Origin of the sequence: Paraburkholderia sp. CI2, from assembly GCF_014201055.1 — a bacterium.
Taxonomy (GTDB): Bacteria; Pseudomonadota; Gammaproteobacteria; order Burkholderiales; family Burkholderiaceae; genus Paraburkholderia; species Paraburkholderia tuberum.
Map to the genome: position 1 here is coordinate 58,104 of NZ_JACHDL010000003.1, position 19,965 is coordinate 78,068.

17 protein-coding genes are annotated in these 19,965 nt (G+C 61.9%); 15 read left to right on the top strand and 2 right to left on the bottom strand.

Annotated features, from left to right (window positions below):
- Nucleotides 1-434: 434 nt before the first annotated feature.
- Genes HDG32_RS05880 through HDG32_RS05900 form a run of 5 tightly spaced genes read left to right on the top strand, consistent with a single transcriptional unit; the run spans nt 435 to nt 7,355 of the window.
- The gene (locus HDG32_RS05880) at nt 435-2,132 is read left to right on the top strand and encodes a DUF1302 domain-containing protein (RefSeq protein ID WP_260335951.1); all 1,698 of its coding nucleotides are present in this window, start codon (nt 435-437) and stop codon (nt 2,130-2,132) included.
- Nucleotides 2,133-2,146: 14 nt separating this feature from the next.
- The gene (locus HDG32_RS05885; RefSeq protein WP_311539608.1) at nt 2,147-3,496 is read left to right on the top strand and encodes a DUF1329 domain-containing protein; all 1,350 of its coding nucleotides are present in this window, start codon (nt 2,147-2,149) and stop codon (nt 3,494-3,496) included.
- Nucleotides 3,497-3,522: 26 nt separating this feature from the next.
- Nucleotides 3,523-3,741 (top strand): DUF1329 domain-containing protein, encoded by a 219-nt coding sequence (locus HDG32_RS05890; RefSeq protein WP_409340004.1) that lies wholly within the window; start codon nt 3,523-3,525, stop codon nt 3,739-3,741.
- 53 nt (nt 3,742-3,794) lie between these two features.
- Entirely contained in the window at nt 3,795-4,859 is a 1,065-nt protein-coding gene (locus HDG32_RS05895) for a YCF48-related protein (RefSeq protein WP_184064314.1), read from the top strand.
- Nucleotides 4,860-4,871: 12 nt separating this feature from the next.
- The gene (locus HDG32_RS05900; protein WP_184064316.1) at nt 4,872-7,355 is read left to right on the top strand and encodes an RND family transporter; all 2,484 of its coding nucleotides are present in this window, start codon (nt 4,872-4,874) and stop codon (nt 7,353-7,355) included.
- A 128-nt stretch (nt 7,356-7,483) separates the two neighbouring features.
- Here HDG32_RS05900 and HDG32_RS05905 read toward each other — a convergent pair whose 3' ends face one another.
- Both HDG32_RS05905 and HDG32_RS05910 read right to left on the bottom strand, forming a co-directional pair.
- Complete coding sequence (locus HDG32_RS05905) at nt 7,484-8,266, bottom strand: SDR family oxidoreductase (RefSeq protein ID WP_184064318.1); 783 nt, start codon at nt 8,264-8,266, stop codon at nt 7,484-7,486.
- Nucleotides 8,267-8,297: 31 nt separating this feature from the next.
- Entirely contained in the window at nt 8,298-9,308 is a 1,011-nt protein-coding gene (locus HDG32_RS05910) for an NAD(P)-dependent alcohol dehydrogenase (RefSeq protein ID WP_184064320.1), read from the bottom strand.
- A gap of 137 nt (nt 9,309-9,445) precedes the next feature.
- Between HDG32_RS05910 and HDG32_RS05915 the strand changes: the two genes are divergently transcribed.
- From HDG32_RS05915 to HDG32_RS05960, 10 genes are all read left to right on the top strand, one after another.
- Nucleotides 9,446-10,195, top strand: a complete 750-nt coding sequence (locus HDG32_RS05915; protein WP_184064322.1) for an electron transfer flavoprotein subunit beta/FixA family protein — start codon at nt 9,446-9,448, stop codon at nt 10,193-10,195.
- Nucleotides 10,196-10,197: 2 nt separating this feature from the next.
- Complete coding sequence (locus tag HDG32_RS05920; RefSeq protein WP_184064324.1) at nt 10,198-11,130, top strand: electron transfer flavoprotein subunit alpha/FixB family protein; 933 nt, start codon at nt 10,198-10,200, stop codon at nt 11,128-11,130.
- Between the two features lie 140 nt (nt 11,131-11,270).
- Nucleotides 11,271-12,629, top strand: a complete 1,359-nt coding sequence (locus HDG32_RS05925; RefSeq protein ID WP_184064326.1) for an SRPBCC family protein — start codon at nt 11,271-11,273, stop codon at nt 12,627-12,629.
- Complete coding sequence (locus HDG32_RS05930; protein WP_184064328.1) at nt 12,629-14,338, top strand: FAD-binding protein; 1,710 nt, start codon at nt 12,629-12,631, stop codon at nt 14,336-14,338. Before HDG32_RS05925 ends, HDG32_RS05930 begins: the two co-directional genes overlap by 1 nt.
- A gap of 16 nt (nt 14,339-14,354) precedes the next feature.
- Entirely contained in the window at nt 14,355-15,341 is a 987-nt protein-coding gene (locus tag HDG32_RS05935) for a thiamine pyrophosphate-dependent dehydrogenase E1 component subunit alpha (protein WP_184064331.1), read from the top strand.
- The gene (locus tag HDG32_RS05940) at nt 15,338-16,330 is read left to right on the top strand and encodes an alpha-ketoacid dehydrogenase subunit beta (protein WP_184064334.1); all 993 of its coding nucleotides are present in this window, start codon (nt 15,338-15,340) and stop codon (nt 16,328-16,330) included. Before HDG32_RS05935 ends, HDG32_RS05940 begins: the two co-directional genes overlap by 4 nt.
- A gap of 43 nt (nt 16,331-16,373) precedes the next feature.
- Nucleotides 16,374-16,604: a biotin/lipoyl-containing protein gene (locus tag HDG32_RS05945; protein WP_018425497.1), complete on the top strand. Its 231-nt coding sequence runs from the start codon at nt 16,374-16,376 to the stop codon at nt 16,602-16,604.
- Nucleotides 16,605-16,655: 51 nt separating this feature from the next.
- Nucleotides 16,656-17,471 (top strand): 2-oxo acid dehydrogenase subunit E2, encoded by an 816-nt coding sequence (locus HDG32_RS05950; RefSeq protein WP_184064336.1) that lies wholly within the window; start codon nt 16,656-16,658, stop codon nt 17,469-17,471.
- Between the two features lie 33 nt (nt 17,472-17,504).
- Complete coding sequence (locus tag HDG32_RS05955) at nt 17,505-19,037, top strand: class I adenylate-forming enzyme family protein (protein WP_184064340.1); 1,533 nt, start codon at nt 17,505-17,507, stop codon at nt 19,035-19,037.
- Nucleotides 19,038-19,069: 32 nt separating this feature from the next.
- Nucleotides 19,070-19,963, top strand: a complete 894-nt coding sequence (locus HDG32_RS05960; protein ID WP_090808822.1) for a crotonase/enoyl-CoA hydratase family protein — start codon at nt 19,070-19,072, stop codon at nt 19,961-19,963.
- Nucleotides 19,964-19,965: the final 2 nt, after the last annotated feature.

Genomic DNA, 19,965 nt, shown 5'->3' on the forward strand with positions numbered 1-19,965 from the left:
TCGGCTCGGACGGTTTTCCGAAAGCCATCCATGGTTTGCATCGACAATCTGCGCAGTCGAATCGGACACCTCGCAAATGCAAGCGTCGCCACTGTCTCGTCAGCGTCACGCGCTCTGCACGCATTGGGCACCACTGCGACCCTGGTCATGCGCGGACCGCTTCGAGTTGATCACCAAACTCAAATCCACGTTTACCCCGCGTTTTGAACGTCGTTCGGAAAATTGCATCACTTAGGGGTGAGCGAGCGTTGACAGTCGAGTTTCGAGCGTTTATCTTTCCGAACAGCATTCGCATTCTGGTGACGCTGTGGGAGGTATCCGAGGCGCGATGCTGACGAGGTAGGGAGGCCGGTTTCGCTTCATTGCAAAAGTCTGCGGCAGTCCAACGGCCTGGGCCTTTTCTGCGGCAGCGCGACAAAGACAAGAGGAGACGCATGAAACAGAAGAGTCTAAAGCCAAGTGCGATCAGCCTTGGCGTGCACGCGACCTGCATCGCTGCAGCGTGCGGGTTGTGGAGCGCGAATGCCAACGCCTTCCACTTCGATGTGCCGAACCCGGACATCGACATGGAATGGGACAACACGGTGCGTGCGGACTACGGCATCCGGCTTCAGAACCCGAGCCACTTCTACACGAACAGCCCGACCTACGACGAAGGCGATCTATCGACGCCGAAGTTCAGCACGATCCAGTCGATGCTGAACCTCTACAGCGAATTCGATTTCAAGTACAAGGACACGTCCGGCTTCCGCATCAGTATGGACGCATGGTACGACCCGACGTTCAAGAATCACAATACGAGCAATCCTGCATTTCCTCCGAACTATCCGAACAACGAGTACACCAGCTACATCAAGAAGTACTACCAGGGGCCGAGCGCCGAGCTGCGTGATGCGTTCGTGTTCCACACTTTTGACCTCGGTGGTCACTCTGTCAACGTCAAGCTCGGCCGGACGGCAGTCACCTGGGGGCAGTCGGCGTTTGCTACGCTGGGTGGCGCGAACTCGGTGGCCATCGGTCAGCAGCCGCTCGACCTGATGAAACTGACGCAGAGCCCGAGCGCTTCGCTCAAGGAAATCGTGTTGCCGACGGCTCAGGCCGACGTGACGACGAACATTACCGACACGTTCTCTCTCGGCGCGCAGTACACGTTCGAATGGAATCACGATCGGCTGCCTGAAGGCGGCACATATTTCGGCGGTGCCGATCCTATTCTTTACGGCCCTCCGATCGCCAGCTACCAAAACATTCCGGGGCTGGGCACATTCGCGATTCCGCGCATCGCGCCGACGAAAGGCCAGATCGGCGATATCGGCATCGACGGCAAGTGGCGTGTCGATTCGATCGCAACGACCTATGAATTTACGTACCGCCACTTCGCCATGAAGATGCCGTGGGCGGCGGTGCTACTCCCGGGTGCCGGACCCGAACTCTTCCCGGGCACCAACCTTCCCGGTGTTACGGCGAAGTACGGCAACGACGTGAACCTGATCGGCGCTGGCTTCAACAGTGCGATCGGCAGCGCGGCAGTGGCAGGCGAGCTGTCGTATCGCTGGAACATGCCACTCAACGCCGTCAACACGACGACGGTCAACGATGCGCCGACAGGTCGCACGCTGCACGGTCTGCTGAACGTCACGCAGTCGTTCGGCAAGACGCCCATGTGGGACAACATGTTCCTGCAGGCGGAATTCGCGTTCAACCAGCTGCTGAGCGTGCAATCGAATGCGCGGAACTTTGCCAATTCCAGCTATGACACCACGGGCCAATGTTCGGCATCGGGCAACTCCGCGTTTAACAACTGCTCGACGCGCTTCTGGGCCGGGATCGGCATTGGTGCGAGCCCGCAGTGGTATCAGGTATTCCCTGGGGTTGATTTGACGATGCCGCTGTTCGTTAATCTGAATCTGAAGGGCTACTCATCTGTCATCGCGCCGGCGGCCGAAGCACAGGGGCAGAACACCTTCGTGGTCGGGCTTGATTTCACGATCTACAACAAGCATGAGGTGGACATTACCTACACCTACTACATGAACAAGAAGGGGTACTCAACGGCGGGAGCCGCGACGGCGCTCGGTGCACCGTACAGCGACAAGTCGTGGATCGGCATCACCTATCAGACAACGTTTTGATGACGGAGGCACGTGTGAAAAGATTCCCAAAGCTTTTTAAGGCGCTGGCGATACTCGCCGCGGTTTGGGCCTCGCCGTATACGCTGGCAATCGAGAGTGGGATCACGCCGTTCGGCGCGGAAATTGCCGGCAACAAGGAGGGCACGATTCCAGCATACACGGGGGGCATCAAGGACTTTCCGACCGGGTTCAAGGCCGACTCCGGAAAATGGGCCGACCCGTTTCCTGGTGAAAAGCCGGTTCTGCAAATCACGGCTCAGAACTATCAGCAATACGCCGACAAACTGAGTGCCGCCTCGATCGAGCTGTTCAAGCGCTATCCGACTTACCGGATGGACATTTACCCGACGCACCGCTCGGTTTCGTATCCGGACTGGTACCTTCAGAACTCGGAAAAGGACGCGGAAAGTGCCAAGCTCGAAAAAAATGGCCTTTATATCGATGGGGCGTTCGGCGGCAAGCCGTTCCCGGTGCCGAAAAACGGTCAGGAGGCGCTGTGGGACTGGGAATTGCGCTACGTCGGAACGGCCCAGAAAAACAACGTGAAGACGTGGCTCGTCGATTCGAGCGGCACGCCGATTCTTGCTGCGCAGTTCAAGAGTTCGCTGCTCTATCCGTATTTCGAGTCGAAGGACGAAGCGGAGTTTCGCAAGAAGGGCCCCCTCGCGATCTGGTATCAGGTATATAACGACTACGCGTCACCGGCCCGCCTGATTGGCGACACGACGCTCTTCTGGTACTTCACGGATTCGGCCGATCACGATCAGCAATCGTGGGAATACAACCCGGGCCAACGCCGCGTGCGCGTGGCGCCCGATCTCGCCTACGACACGCCGAATCCCGGCTATTCCGGCGCGATCACGATGGACGACATCCAGTTGTTCTACGGCAAGATCGATCGCTGGAACGCGAAGCTGGTCGGCAAGAAGGAAATGTACATTCCGTACAACGACTACAAGCAGCAGTACGACACGCCGGCCAGCAAGATCACCACGCCGCATTTCGTGAATCCCGATTATGTCCGGTGGGAGCTGCACCGCGTATGGGTCGTGGAGCTGACGCTCAAGCCGGGCGCGCGTCACATCTACAGCAAGAAGACGCTGTACTTCGACGAGGATGGCGGCGGGGGAATGATGGATGCCTACGACCAGTCCGGCAAGCTCTATCGCGCCGGCTTTGAGACCACGGTTCCCGCGTACGACTACAAGGTGCCGTATTCGCTCGGTAACTGGTTCTACGACTTCAACAGCGGCATTTATATCTTCGGCAGCCATCCGGCAGACTCGCCCGGGATTTTCTTCAACGTGAATTTCCCAAATGACTACTTCACGCCGGAGCGTATGCAATCCGCGGGTGTGCGCTAATTGCGCGCCGAGTTGAGGATCAGGTATTGAGTGATGCGTCCCTGCCCGGCTTGCCTGGCGGGACGCATCACCAGCAGAACGCGAAGCTCGAAAAGGATGGCCTGTTCGTTTCCGGCGCATTCGGCGGCAAGCCGTTCCCTGTGCCGAAGGACGGTCAGGAAGCGTTGTGGGATTGGGAACTGCGCTACGTGGGTACGGCGCAGCGCAATAATGTGAAGACGTGGCGCACAAAGAAGTTTTCATAAAAAGCTCAGGACTGTTCGCGTGATCGATCGCCAGTTACTGTGAAGGAGACACAATGCGCAAGACCCTGTTTCGTTGGCTGGCAATCGTCGCCGCGGCATGCGCCGCGAGCGGGTCGGTCTACGCCGAATTCGCCGACCCGATGCGCTCGCCCGCCGTCATCAACCCGCAGGCCGCGCATGAACCGCTGATGGCGCTGGCGCAGGCCGGACAGCGCCTGGTCGCGGTAGGTCCGCGCGGAGTAATTCTCGTATCGGACGACGCCGCCGTGCACTGGCGCCAGGTACAGGTGCCGGTGAGTTCCGATCTGGTCGCCGTGACGTTCAAGTCGGCCGCGCTGGGCTGGGCGGTCGGACACGACGGCGAGGTGCTCCATACCACCGACGGTGGCAATAGCTGGACGCGACAGCTCGACGGCCAGCAGGCGGCCAGGCTGATGAGCGAGTACTACGCGAAGCAACAGGGCGATTCACCCGATCTCAAGGCATCGCGCGAAGAGGCCGAGCGCTTTGAAGCAGACCAGGGAGGCCGTCCGTTTCTCGACGTCTGGTTCGATGACGAGCATTCCGGCTGGGTCATCGGTTCGTTCAACATCATTTTTCATACCGACGACGGCGGCAAGAGCTGGGTGCCCTGGTTCGATCGCGTCGACAATCCCAACGCGTTGAACCTGCATGCGATGCGCCGTATCAACGGCACGCTTTATATCGCGGGCGAACAGGGGCTCTTGCTCAAGCTCGATCCCGACAAGCAGCGTTTCGTCGCGGTGCCTACGCCGTCGAAGGGTAGCTTCTTCGGTCTCGCTTCCACGCACAACGCGATGATCGTCTACGGTCTGCTCGGCAACGCGTATCGCTCCACCGACGGCGGCGCGACGTGGGACAAGATCACGCTGCCGACCGGCGCGAGCATTCTCGCTTCGGCTGAACTGCCGAACGGTCACCTTATTCTCGCGACCCAGGCGGGCGAGCTGCTCGAGAGCGCCGACCAGGGGGCAACGTTTCATACACTCGGCGCGAGCCAGCCAGGCGGCATCTTCGCCATGGCGCTGCGCGGCGACACCGCGGTGCTGGCCGGAGCGGCCGGCCTGTCGCGGATCGCATTGTCGAAGTTGCACTAAGGGGGAGCAGACATGGCTGGCGGCAACAATGCCCAATTCGACAAGATGCCCGTGGTGGCGGATCTTGCCAGCTTCGATACGCGCTCGGGTAACGCGCTCGAGCGGTTGATCTTCAACCGGCGTCCGTGGCTCATCATCATCTGCGCGATCATCACGGCGGTGCTGGGATTTCAGGCGCTGCGGCTCGATGTGAATGCGAGCTTCGAGAAGATGATTCCGCTGTCGCATCCGTACATCAAAAACTACCTCGCCAACAAGGCGGATCTGAAAGGACTCGGCAATTCGCTGCGGATCGTCGTCGTGAATCCGTCGGGTGACATCTACGATCCGAAATATCTCGCGGCGCTGCGGCGTATCAACGACGCGTTGTTCCTGATTCCGGGCGTCGACCGGCCTGGCGTGAAGTCGCTCTGGATGCCGATCGTGCGCTGGAACGTGGTCACGGAGCGCGGCTTCGCAGGGGGACCGGTGATGCCGGACGGCTTCGACGCGTCCGCGCAGGCAGTCGAACAGCTGCGCACCAACGTTGCCCGCGCCAACATCGTGGGCAGCCTCGTGTCGAACGATCTGCATTCGAGCATGATCCAGCTGCCGCTGCTCGATCATTACGCCGATACCGGCAAGCCGCTCGACTACGCGAAGCTCTCGCACCGGATCGACGAGGTCATCAAAGCGGAGGGCCGCGGCGAGGTGCAGGTTCACGTGGTGGGCTTCGCGAAACTGATCGGCGACCTGATCGACGGACTCAAGCTGGTAGCGATGTACTTCGGCGTGGCCGCGGGGATCGCCCTCGTCGTGATCTTTCTCTATACGCGCTGCTATCGCAGCACGCTGCTGGTGGTGGGGTGTTCGCTGATTGCGGTGGTCTGGCAGCTCGGCATCATTCGCACGCTCGGCTATGTGCTAGACCCGTACTCGGTGCTCGTACCGTTTCTCGTTTTCGCGATCGGCGTTTCGCACGGCGCGCAGAAGATGAACGGGATCACGCAGGACATCGGGCGTGGCACGCATCGCTACGTGGCGGCGCGCTACACGTTCCGGCGGCTTTTCCTCGCCGGTCTCACGGCGTTGCTCGCGGACGTGGTTGGCTTTGCCGTGCTGATGGTGATCGACATTCCGGTAATCAAGGATCTGGCATTTACCGCGAGCGTTGGCGTCGGCGTGCTGGTCTTCACCAACCTGCTGCTGCTGCCGGTACTACTGTCATACATTGGTGTGAGTCCGTCGGCTGCACGACGCAGCGTGCGTGGCGAGCAGAACGACGCGCGCGGCACCTCGTCGGCGGGCGCGTTGTGGAATCTGCTTGATCGCTTCACCGAGCGCCGCTGGGCTGTCGGTGCGATCGTTTGTGCGGCGGCGCTCACGGTGTTCGGCTGGTCGATCAGTCAGCACCTGCAGATCGGCGACCTCGATTCGGGCGCGCCAGAACTCAGGCCGGAGTCGCGTTATAACCTCGACAACGCGTACACCAACGCGCACTACGGTCTGTCGAGCGACCTGTTCGTCGTGATCGGCAAGTCGTCGCACGGCACCTGCGACGCCAACAACTTCCCGCTGGTGCTCGAGGCGGACCGGCTCGAAACCGCACTGCGGGGCGTGCCGGGGGTGCAGACCACCACCTCGGTCGGCGGTCTCGCGCGCTGGATGACGTCCGGGTTCTACGAGGGCTACCCGAAGTGGTACACGATCGACCGCGTGCCTTCGATCGTGAACAAGACGGTGTGGCAGATCCTGCTCGATCATCCTGATCTGCTGAGCCAGACCTGCGGCACCGCACCGGTCATCGCCTATCTGACCGATCACAAAGCGGCGACGCTGTCGCGCGTGATGGAGGCTGCAGAGGCATTCGCGAAAGCCCATAGCGACGCCGATCATCAGTTCCTGATGGTCGCCGGGTCGGCGGGCATCGACGCGGTGACGAACGTCGTTGTTGCCAAGGCGAACCGCACGATGCTGTTGATGGTGTATGCAGCGGTGATCCTGCTGTGCTTCATCACGTTCCGCAGCTGGCGCGCGGTCGTGGTGGCGGTCGTGCCGCTCGGGATCACGTCGGTGCTGTGCGAGGCGCTGATGGTCAAGCTCGGCATCGGCGTGAAGGTGGCAACGCTGCCGGTGATCGCGCTGGGCGTGGGGATCGGCGTCGACTATGCGCTCTATCTGCTGAGTGTGCAGCTCGCGTATCAGCGCGCTGGGCAGCCGCTGCGTGTAGCCTATCGGCATGCGGTGCAGTTCACCGGGAAGGTCGTGGCGCTGGTCGGTGTGACGTTGGCTGCCGGCGTCATAACGTGGGCGTTCTCGCCGATCAAGTTCCAGGCCGATATGGGCATCCTGCTCACGTTCATGTTCCTGTGGAACATGATCGGCGCGCTGATCCTCATTCCGGCGCTGTCGCATTTCCTGCTGCAAGGCATTTCGCGTAAAGCAGTGGCGAAGGGCGGCGCCGCCGGTTCCACGAAGGTCGAGGCCTGTAGCGGTGAGGCAACGCTGCGGTCGTGACTGCGTGACCGGTGCCGCTCTTCGCGCGGCACCCTGGCAGGACAAAAGAATTGGCCCGCTATCCGTGGAGATAGCGGGCCCGTTTGCCTGCAGGTCACGCGGCGCGTTGGGGCGAACCACTCGTTGCGCTACACCACGGACATCGAGAAGCTCAGGATCTCCGAGACCCCGCCGTCGACCATCAGCATTTGCCCATTCATGTAGGAGCTCGCTTCGGAGGCGAGAAAAACCGCGACGCCGCCGAGTTCCTCGGGGTTCCCCCAGCGTCCCACCGAGATATGCGAGCGCACGATTTCCTTCATCCGCGGGTTGGACGTGACAGGCTCGGCCATTTCGGTGAGAAAGTAGCCGGGGCAGATGCCGTTGCAACGAATGCCGTGTCGGCCCAGTTCCGCGCCGAGCGATTTCGTCAGTCCGGCAATCGCGTGCTTGCTGGCCACGTATGCCTGCAGCTTCTCGCGACCGAGCACCGACACATAAGACCCGACGTTGATGATGCGTCCGTGTCCGCGTTCGATCATCGGGCGCGCAACTTCCTGCGCGAGCACGTAGGCGGCCGTGACGTTGGTATCCATCGTTCTTTGCCACATGTCGAGGTTCGACTGCAGAAAATCACTCCACTCGCAAATGCCGGCATTGTTGAGCAGGACGTCGATGCGTCCGTGGCGTGCAAGGACGTTGCGAACGCCGTTTCTGATTGCGCCCTGATCGGTGAGGTCGAACGGTTCGATATCGACGTCGCCGCCCGCTTGACGAATCGATTCCGCAGCGGTTTCGAGGCTCGCGCGCGAACGCGCGCACAGTATCACCGTCGCACCCGCTGCCGCCAGCGCGTTAGCCATGGCGAAGCCGAGGCCGCGCGACGCGCCGGTGACGAGCGCAATCTGTCCTTCCAGCGAAAAGAGTTTCATAGTCTGACTCCGTGGATCATGCGAAGGCTGGTTACCGGTGGCGAATGACGATCTTGCCGAAATGCTGCTGGCTTTCGAGGTGCCGCAGCGCATCCGGTACGCGCGCAAAGTCATAAACCGAGTCGATGACGGGCTTGAGCTTGTGCAGTCCGATCGCGCGGTTCATCGCTTCGAAATCCTGACGGGAGCCGACGCGGATCGGCGCGATCGACAGTCCGCGCGTGAAGAATCCTTCGCCGGGAGAAGGGGCGCCGGTCAGCAGTCCGACCACGCTGATGCGCCCGCTGTCGCGAGTGGCGGCAATGGACTTGCCGAAGGTTTGGGCGCCGCCCACCTCGACGACCAGATCGACCCCAAAGCCATCGGTCAGGCGCAGCACGGCGTCATCCCAATTCGGCGTATCGCGGTAGTTGATCGTGGCGTCGGCGCCGAGTTCGGCAAGCCGTTTGAGCTTCGCTTCGCTCGACGAAGTCGCGATCACGCGCGCGCCGAACAGACGGGCGAGCTGCAGAGCGAACAGCGATACCCCGCCAGAGCCCTGTACGAGCACGGTTTGGCCCGGCAGCAGCGGCGCATGCTGGCACAGCGCGTTCCATGCGGTGAGCGCGGCGCAAGGCAGCGTTGCGGCCTCCTCGTCGGAAAGATGATCCGGAACGCTAACCAGCTCTTCCTCGCTCAGCACCGCCTTGTCGCGCAGCATGCCTTCGACGATAGCGCCGCGGCCCAGCGTATCCGCGTGTTGCGGGCGGGTGCCGCCGTGCCAGTTCTGCGCGAAATTGGCCATCACCCGGTCGCCGGGTCGGAAGCGCCGCACGCCTGGGCCGACGGCAAGCACGACGCCCGCGCCGTCCGAGGCCGGAATGAAGTTAGGCGCCATCCAGTCGCGATACACACCGTTGACCAGCAGCAACTCGCGGAAATTCAACGAACTCGCATTGACCTGCACCAGTACCTGGTGAGCGCCGGGCGGCGCCGGATCGGGTTCCTCGCGTAGTGCCAGACCCGCAATACCTTCAAACCGTTCACATCGATAGAGCTTCATTGGTCGTCTCCATGGTGTCGAACGAGGGCGTCGAATTGAGCGACAAGCGACGTTCTCCTCATTCTTCTCGTTGACAGCTACAAAAAGATGAGTTCAGAATATAGAACATTGTTCAACAAAGCGTTCGGAGCGTCAAATTGAAAATACTGGTCGCGGTGAAGCGCGTGATCGACTACAACGTGAAACCTCGGGTGAAGTCCGATGGTTCGGGCGTCGATCTGGCCAACGTGAAAATGGCCATGAACCCGTTCGATGAGATCGCGGTGGAGGAGGCGGTGCGCCTCAAGGAAGCGGGCGTGGCGAGTGAAGTCGTCGTGGTGTCGGCGGGAACCGCGCAATCGCAGGAGGTGCTGCGTACGGCGCTCGCGATGGGGGCTGATCGCGCGCTGCTGGTGGAAAGCGATGCGGATCTGCAGCCGCTCGCGGTCGCCAAGCTGCTGGCCGCCGTGGCCGCGCGGGAAACTCCGCAACTGGTGCTGCTCGGCAAGCAGGCCATCGACAACGACGCGGGACAAACCGGCCAGAAGCTCGCCGCGTTGCTCGGCTGGCCGCAAGCCACGTTCGCGTTCAAGACGGAAGTGGACGGTCAACAACTACTCGTCACGCGTGAGATCGATGGCGGACTCGAACGTGTCGCGCTCGATCTGCCGGCGGTGGTCACGACGGACTTGCGTCTGAACAGTCCGCGCTACGTGACGCTGCCCAACATCATGAAAGCGAAGAAGAAGCCGCTGGAGACGCTGAGCCCCGACGCGCTGGGGGTCGACGTTGCGCCTCGTCTGAAGGTTCTCGAAGTGACCGAGCCGCCGGCGCGTAAGGGCGGCGTGATGGTTCCCGATGTTGCGGCGCTGATTGAAAAGCTTCGTAATGAAGCGAAGGTGATCTGATCATGACTATTCTCGTTATCGCCGAACACGACAACGCAAGCCTCAAGCGCGCCACGCTCAACGCCATCACGGCGGCGGGCGCTGCGGGCGGCGAGATTCATGTACTGGTCGCAGGCCACGGCGCGTCGGCGGTGGTAGAGCAGGCCGCGAACGTTGCCGGCGTCGCCGAAGTGCTCGTCGCGGATGCACCCGAATACGCGCATGGGCTGCCGGAAAATCTGGCCGCACTCGTCGTTTCGCTGGCTAGCGGTTATACGCACGTGATCGCGGCCTCCACGGCCGTGGGCAAGAACTTCATGCCGCGGGTAGCCGCGCTGCTCGACAGCGCGCAGATTTCCGACGTGATCGCTTTTAAGGCCCCCGATGTGTTCGTGCGTCCGATCTACGCCGGCAATGCACTCGCCACGGTCCAATCGTCCGACGCAATCAAGGTCGTCACGATTCGTCCGACCGCCTTCGATGCGGCCGCTACCGGTTCGGCCGCCGCGCCGTCGCGCGCAGTCGCATCGGCAGCGGTTTTCGACGAGGTCCGTTTCGTCGGCCAGGAACTGACGAAATCGAGCCGGCCGGAGCTTGCGGCAGCCAACATCGTGGTGTCGGGCGGCCGAGGCATGCAGAACGGCGACAACTTCAAACTGCTCGACGCGCTTGCGGACAAGCTTGGCGCCGCGGTCGGCGCGTCGCGCGCCGCGGTCGACGCCGGCTTCGTGCCGAACGACTATCAGGTCGGCCAGACCGGCAAGATCGTCGCGCCTCAGTTGTATATCGCGGTGGGTATCTCGGGCGCGATTCAGCACCTCGCCGGTATGAAGGACTCGAAAGTCATCGTCGCGATCAACAAGGACAGCGAGGCGCCGATCTTTCAGGTGGCCGACTACGGTCTGAGCGCCGACCTTTTCGACGCTGTCCCGGCACTGACCGCGGCGCTCGATTGACGTTCGCCCGGATTGACACTGGCCCGAACGCTGTTCAAGATAATTGAACTGATAGTTGCAATAGGACCGTCGAGCGCGCGGCCGCTACATAAAAAGCCGGAACCGGCGCCTACGCCGGCCATATGACGAAGGAGATAACAATGGGTAACACCAGTCCCGATTCGGGTGAGCACACTGTCCGCCTCGATTTTGTCCCGAAGGACAGTTACCTGTCGAAGCAGTTTCTCGAGCGCGAGCACGAGCGCCTCTGGCCGCGAGCCTGGCAGGTCGCCTGCCGCCTCGAAGAGATTCCCAACGTGGGCGACTTCGTGACCTTCGACGTGGCCGGCGAATCGATCGTCGTGGTGCGAACCGCGGGAGATCAGATCAAGGCCTTCTTCAACGTCTGCCAGCACCGTGGCCGGCGCCTGACTAACGGCTGTGGCAAGGCCGCGAAATTTCACTGCGCCTATCACGGCTGGCAGTGGAATCTGGATGGCAGTCTTGCGCGTGTGCTCGACAGGCAAGATTGGCAAGGTTGCCCGGACATGGCTGACGGGGACCTTCGTCTCACGGACGTGCTGGTCGATACGTGGGGCGGGTTCGTGTTCATCAATATGGATCCGGATGCAGAGCCGCTCGCGAAATTTCTCGACCCGGTGCCGGAGATCACCAACTGCTTCGAGTTCGAAAAGATGCGCTATCGCTGGTACAAGTCGATTCGTCTGCCGTGCAACTGGAAGGTTGCACTCGAAGCGTTCAACGAGGGTTATCACGTAGCGGCAACGCATCCGCAACTGCTCGACGTCGCCGGCGATGACGTGACGCGCAGTTTCTCCTATGGCCGCCATGGGATGTTTGGTTATTCGACGGCGACGCGGATGATCGGCGCGCCCTCGCCGCGAACCGGCAAGCCGATGCCGGAAGACGTACGCCAGGGGCTCGTGAACTTTTTCCGGGTAATGGAAGAGACTCTGAAGGCGATCAATACCGCGCGCGATTACGAAGCCGCGAAGCGCCTGATGACCGAAATGTCGCCGTCGGGTAACCAGTTCGAAGTCCTTGGGAAGGCGATGGAATTTCAACGCGAGGCGGCCATCGCCGAGGGTGCGGGCTGGCCCGAGATCTCTTTCGAGCAACTGGGTCGCGCGGGAGCGGACTGGCACGTCTTTCCGAATCTGGTGTTCCTGCCGTACCCCGACGGCGCGTTGTTCTATCGCGCGCGGCCGGACGGCGACAACCCGGATTCGTGCATCTACGACATCTGGTCGCTGCAGCGCTTCGCGCCTGGGGCGGAGCCGCCGTTGAAGCGCGAGTTCTATTACGGCGTGGACGACTGGAAGGAGAACGCGCAGGAGAACTTCGGCCTGATCCTGTGGCAAGACTTTCAGAACATGACCAACGTTCAGCAGGGCATGAAGTCGCGCGGCTTCAAGGGTTTGCGCACCAATCCGCTGCAGGAATCGTCGGTTTCGAACTTCCATCGCGCGCTGCGCGAATTCATCGCGCGGGATGAGTGATGCCGACAAACTGGGACGCAACCTACGACTTCGTGGTGGTCGGCAGCGGCGGGGGTTCGATGTGTGCGGCGCTTGCCTGCAAGTCGGTGGGCAAAGAAGCACTGATCATCGAGAAGCAGGCGAAGGTCGGCGGCTCGACCGGATATTCGGGCGGGGTCTGGTGGCTTCCGAACAATCATGTGATGAAGCGTCACGGCGTCAGCGATTCCTATGAACGCGCGCGCCAGTACTTCGATGCGGCGGTTACTTATCAAGGCCCGGGCACTTCTGACGCGCGACGCGAGGCTTACTTGCGCACCGGCCCGAAGATGGCCGAGTTTCTCGAGCAGCAGGGGATGCAGTTCGTGTACGCGGACGGCTGGTCCGATTACTACGACACGCTGCCCGGCGGCGAGCCGCGTGGCCGGTCGCTGCTCGCCAGGTTGTTCGACGTGAAGGAACTGGGCGAATGGGCGCCGCGTCTGTCGCGCTACAAGGGGCCGTCGATGCCGGCCAACTCGGACGAGTATCCGCAACTGTTTCTGATGAAGCGGACGTGGGGCGGCAAGCGCAAGGCGATGCAACTGGGTGGCCGGATGCTCTATCAGAAGATCACCGGCAAGGAGCTCGTGGCCAACGGCGCGGCGATTCAAGGGCGCATGCTGCAGATGGCGCTGCGCGCGAACGTGCCGATCTGGACGGACACGCCGGTGCGCGAGTTCATCGTCGAGGACGGACGCGTGACCGGCATCGTCGCGGTACGCAGCGGCCGCGAGTTGCGCGTGCGCGCTCGCGAAGGCGTCCTGCTGAATACCGGCGGCTTTTCACACAACGCAGAAATGCGCCGCAGGTACCAGCCGCAGCCGTCGTCCGCGGACTGGACCAATGCGAATCCGGGCGATACCGGTGAAATCCTGCAAGCCGCGATTGCGCTCGGCGGCGCAGTGGACTGCATGGAGGAAGCGTGGTGGGTCGTGACGTCGCTCGGTCCCAACGAGGAATTGCCCGAAGGTGCACGCGCGCCGGATGGTTCGCCGCTGCCGTTCATGCATCACCTCGACCTGTCGCTGCCGTTTTCGATCATGGTCGACCAGGACGGCGAGCGCTTTTGCGACGAAGCCGGAGCGTACATGGAAATCGGTCAACGCATGTACCAGCGCCACAAGCAGACGGGTAAGGCCGTTCCCGCATGGGTCGTCATGGACAGCCGGCAGCGTAAGTACTACCCGTGGGGCACGGCGATGCCGGGCCAGATTCCGCAGAAGTGGCTCGACAGCGGATACATGATCAAGGCTGACACGCTCGAAGAACTGGCCGCGAAATGCAGTATCGACCGTGCTGGGCTGCTCGGGACCGTCAAGCGCTTCAACGGCTTCTGCGAAACGGGCGTCGACGAAGATTACGGTCGCGGCTCGCGTGCATTCGATCGCTGTCATGGAGACCCGACCATCAAACCGAACCCCAATCTCGGGCCGATCGAGGAGGGGCCGTTCTACGCCGTGCGCATGTATCCAGGGGATGTGGGCACGGCAGGCGGTCTCGTGACCGACGAGTTCGGACGTGTGCTGAAGGACGACGGCTCGCAAATCCCTGGACTGTACGCCACCGGCAACTGCACGGCATCCGTGGTTGGCCGGTGTTATCCGGGCGCCGGCAGCAGCATCGGCGCATCGTTCGTGTTCGGTTACATCGCGGCGCTGCATGCGAGCGGCGCGCAAAAGATCTGGTGACACAGGAGAGTGACGAATGAATGCCTATCAGCCGCCCAGCAGCGAAGTCCTGGTCGACATCTACAGGCGCATGGCTCTCATCAAGCAGAACGATGAGCGCTTTCGTGCCGTTATCAAGGCCGGCAAGCTGGTGATGCCGTACTACTCGCCACGCGGCCAGGAAGTGATTCCGTCGGCGATGTCGGTGTGTCTCAGCGACGACGACTACATCTGCACGATCTACCGCGGCGTCCACGACATGATCGCCAAAGGTGTGCCGCTCAAGGAACTCTGGGCCGAGCTCGGAGGGCGAGTGACGGGGACGTGCAAAGGCAAGGGCGGCCCGATGCACGTCACGCATCCCGCGTCGGGCGTCATGGTGACGACCGGCATTGTCGGCAGTTCGATGCCGATCGCAAATGGGCTTGCGCTCGCCGCGCAGATTCGTGGTGAATCGCGCGTGGCCGTGGCCTACTTCGGTGACGGCGCATCAAACATTGGCGCCTTCCACGAGTCGCTGAACATGGCGTCCGTGTGGAAGTTGCCGGTGATTTTCGTCTGCCAGAACAACGGCTATGCTGAGCACACCAAATACGCGTATGGCACGTCCGTGCCGAACATCGCCCAGCGTGCCGTCGCGTACCAGATGCCGGGCATCACGGTGAACGGCAACGATCCGATTCAGATGCACAAGGCGGCGCACGAAGCGGTCGAACGCGCGCGCAACGGCGGCGGCCCGACGCTGATCGAAGCGAACACGTTCCGCTTTCAGGGGCACGTGTTCGGCGACCCCGACGCCTATATGGACAAGCACGAAAAGGCCGCCTGGCTCGCGAAGGATCCGGTGCCGCTGTTCCGTCAGTGGCTCATCGATGCGAAGCATGCGACCGAGGAGCAACTGGTTGCGATGGAAGCCGAACACGAGGCGCAGATCGACGCTGCGGTCGAATTCACGCTGTCGAGCGAATATCCCGATGTCGCGGAGCTTCGGCGCGACATCTTCAAGGACGAGGTGCTTGCATGAGCCAGCAGCCAACCAACATCAACACCATCCAGGCGGTCAACTTCGCGCTCGACGACGCGATGGCCGCCGACGCCAACGTAATCGTGCTGGGTGAAGACGTTGCCGACGGCCAGGAGGGCGGCATTGTCGGCGTAACGAAGGGACTGTCGTCGAAATACGGCACGTCGCGGGTGCGTTCGACGCCGATTTCGGAGCAGGCCATCATCGGTGCGGCAATCGGCGCTTCGATGGTCGGGATGCGTCCTGTGGCGGAAATCATGCTGATGAACTTCACGACCGTCGCGATGGACATGATCGTGAATCACGCCGCGAAGCTGCGGTTCATGTCGGGCGGACAGACCCATGTGCCGATCGTCATCCGCACCATGACGGGCGCGGGCTTCGGCACGGGTGGTCAGCACGCCGACTACCTCGAGGCCTGGTTTGCGCACGTTGCCGGCATCAAGGTCGTCACACCGTCGAATCCTGCCGATGCGTATGGCTTGATGCTGTCCTGCATCCGCGATGACGACCCTTGCCTTTTCATCGAGAACATGCCGACCTACTGGAATCCGGGCAGTGCGCCGGAGCGCGGCGTGGCGATTCCGCTTGGCAAAGCCAACGTGATTCGCGCGGGTACCGACGTGACGGTGATCAGCTACAGCCGCCGCGTGCAGGAAGCCATGGCTGCTGCCGAAGTGCTGGCGAAAGATGGTGTCGCCTGCGAAGTGATCGATTTGCGCACCGTCTCTCCGTTGGATACCGAAACTATCCTGACTTCGGTTGCAAAAACCGGGCGCGCCGTTGTCGTGCACGAAGCCGTCAAACCGTTCGGCGTGGGTGCGGAAATCGCATCCCGTATCTACGAAGCCCTGTTTCGCGAGCTCAAGGCGCCCGTGCAGCGTGTAGGCGCGCAATTCTGCCCCGTGCCGTTCTCCAAGCCGCTCGAAGACGCGTTCGTACCGGGCGTGGCCGAAATCGAATCGGCGGTTCGCGCGACGCTGAAATGACCAGCACGAACACCCGGAATTCCATCATCAATAGAGCAAGGTCATGACCACACAAGTTCTGCTTCCCAAACTGGGCTTTTCCATGAACGAAGGCACGCTAGCCGAATGGCTGGCGGACGACGGCGCAACCGTGAGCGAAGGGCAGATTCTCTACGCGCTCGAGAGCGACAAATCGATTCAGGAAGTCGAGTCGCCCGCGTCGGGCACGCTGCGCATCGTTGCCCAGGTTGGCGAAGTGTATCCCGTCGGCACGGTGCTGGCGGAAATCGTCTGATTGGCCGCAGGCCGTCACGCTGTCCAACAGTCGTTCGAAGAGGCATCCGCGATGAGTGTCGAATCCGTTGCTACGCGACCGCAGTCCGATGTGAATACCGGCCCCGGCGAGGCTGCGGTCCCCGCTTTCGGCGCGAATCTGCCGCCTTGGCCGCAGGTCGATTTCGCCGAATTCGGCGAGGTGGAAGTCAAGCCGGTGTCGCGCATCCAGAAGCTCACAGGAGCCTTCCTGTCGCGCAACTGGCTGACGATCCCACATGTGACCCACCACGACGACGCTGATATTACGTCGCTCGAAAGTTATCGCAAGGCCCGTAACGAGGCGGGCACGGCGGTTAAGCTGACGCCGCTCGTCTTCCTTATCAAAGCCGTGGTGCGGGCTTTGCAGGAGTTCCCGCAATTCAACGCGTCGCTCGACGGTGACGGCAAAAACATCGTTCTGAAGAAGTACTTCCACATCGGGGTCGCCGTGGACACGCGCTTCGGATTGCTCGTGCCGGTGCTGCGCGATTGCGACAGGAAGAGTGTCGAAGAACTCTCGGTGGAACTTGCAGCAATTTCGCAGAAGGCGCGCGAAAAGGGTTTATCGATGGCAGAGATGTCGGGCGGTTGCTTTTCGATCAGTTCGCTCGGCGGCTTTGGCGGTACTGGTTTTACGCCTATCGTCAATGCGCCGGAGGTGGCGATTCTCGGCGTGACTAAAACCCGGCTGGCAGCCGCGCCGGCGGACGACGGCGGCGTCAGCTGGCGCAAGATGCTGCCCCTGTCGCTCAGCTACGACCATCGAGTGATCAACGGAGCCGACGCGGCGCGGTTCGCCGCATTCATTGGAACCGTGTTGGCCGATCCGCAGACGCTCGCTGGCTGACAGTCGATCTGACAAAACAACGACAGGATTGAGATGAGAACCCTTGGCGAGATGATCGAGCGAAACGCTCGCTTGCATGCCGACCACACGGCGCTCGTGTACGCCGACCGGCGTCTGACGCACAGTCAGTTGGCGGAGCGTGCCCGCCGCTTTTCGGGAGCGCTATATGAGCGCGGCCTGCGGCGTCAGGACCGGGTTGCGATCCTCGCGATGAATTGCGCGGAGTACTACGAGAGCTACCGTGCATGCGAATGGGCCGGCTTCATTCTGGCAACCGTCAATTTCAGGCTGGCCCCCGCGGAGATTCTTTATATTCTTAAGGACGCGGCCCCCAAGGCGCTCGTATTCGAGGCTCAGTATGCCGATGTCGTGAACGGACTGCGTTCGCAACTGCCCGAAATCGAGCAGTACATCTGCATTGGCGACGCGCCGGAATGGGCCGTTTCGTTCGAGGCGGTGATGGAAGCCGGCCCAGTGGAAGGGCCGCCGATCCGTTCGAAACCGGAAGACTACGCGTACCTGATGTACACGAGCGGCACCACGGGGCGTCCCAAGGGCGTCGTGCGCACGCACCATGCCATGTGCGTCACCGCCGAAAGCTGCGCGCTGGTGACGGAGTTTTCGGGCAATACCCGCGTGCTACAGACGACGCCGGCGTTCCACGTCGGTGGAATTGGCTTCGTTAATTCGGTGGCCTGGATGGGCGGCACGACGGTCGTACATCGCGCCTTCGAGCCGAAGCAAATGCTCGAGACGATCGCCGAAGAACGCATCACCTTCACGTTCATGGTTGCCGCGATGCTTCAGGCGGTCCTCGATGTGCCCGAACTGTCGAGCTATGACGTGTCCAGCATCGAAAACATCGTCACGGCGGCAGCCCCGGTGCCTGCACCGCTGCTGTCGCGCGGCATTCAGGTGCTCGGCCCGGTGTTTTCGGTCCAGTACGGCATGACCGAGAGCAACGCCTGCTGGTTGCCTGCGCACGAGGTCAAGCCCAAAGGGTCTCCGGAACAGGTACGGCGTCTCGCATCGGTGGGGCGCCCGTGCCCCGGCATCGACCTGCGCATCGTCGACGATCAAGGCAACGAGCTGCCGCAAGGCCAGACCGGCGAGGTCTGGCTGCGCTCGCAGACGCAGTTGAGTGGCTACTGGAACAACAGCGTGGCGACGGTGGAAGCACTGCGCGATGGCTGGTATCGCTCGGGCGACATGGGCTACCAGGACGAGGACGGCTACATTTTCCTCGTCGACCGCAAGAAGGACATGATCATTTCCGGCGGCGAGAACATCTACAGCCGTGAAGTCGAAGATGCGCTGCTCCAGCATCCGGCAGTCATCGACGTGGCGGTGATCGGCGTGCCGCACGAGAAGTGGGGAGAGTGCGTCAAGGCGATCGTCGTGTTGCGCCGTGGCGAGCAAGCGGGCGAAGCCGAATTGATCGAGTTCTGTCGCGGCTTGATCGCGAGCTACAAATGTCCGAAGGCCATTGCATTCGTCGACGAATTGCCGAGGCTGCCGACGGGCAAGATCAGCAAGGTAAGTCTGCGCGCGCAGTTTGCCCGGTGAACGGTAATCGCCTCAATTGGAGGGAATCGACCATGGCCAAATGGCTGAAAACATCGGAGTGCGTGAAGTTTGAAGTGGCGCAACGCGTCGCGCGCATCACGCTGAGTCGTCCGGACAAGCGCAACGCCATCAACAATCCGCTTCTGCAGGAACTCAAGGCGGCGTTGCTCGAAGCCGACGACCTCAAATCGGTGAACGTGATCGTACTGTCGGGAGCTGGCCGCGACTTCTGCGCAGGCTACGATCTGGTGACGACGTATTCGGATCGGGCCGCGGACGCCGCTGATCCGGGGGACTATCGTGGAACGATTCGCAGCTTCGACGACGACTGCTGGTCGATGGAGCGGCAGTCGGAGACGGTCAATCTGATGGCCGATATCCACAAGCCGATCATCGCGCAGGTGCATGGCAACTGTCTTGCGGGCGGCACGGATCTCGCGCTGGCGTGCGACATGGTGATCGCCGCCGACAACGCAAGGATCGGCTTTCCCGCCACGCGCGCGAACGGCTCGCCGCCTGCGCATATGTGGTTCTATCACGTCGGCCCGCAGTGGGCGAAGCGCCTGCTGCTGTCTGGCGACTCGCTGACGGGCCGCGACGCCGCGAAGATCGGGCTCGTCATGGATGCGGTGCCGGCAGAGCAGCTCGAAGCGGAGGTGGGCGAGTTGGCACGCCGTCTGTCGTTTGTCGATGCCGATCTGCTTGCGGCCAACAAGCGTATTGTCAACATCGGGCTGGAGCTGGCCGGTTCGCGCACGCTTCAGCGGCTCGCGGTGGAAAACGACTCACGGGCTCACCAGAGCCTGGGGCCGCGCCGCGCGCAGTTCAAGGCGGACATGGAAGCGGTTGGCCTGAAGGAAGCGCTCAAGCGCCGCGACGAGCCGTTCGGCGACGGGATGATCCGCCTGCATGCTCGCGGCAGTTGACC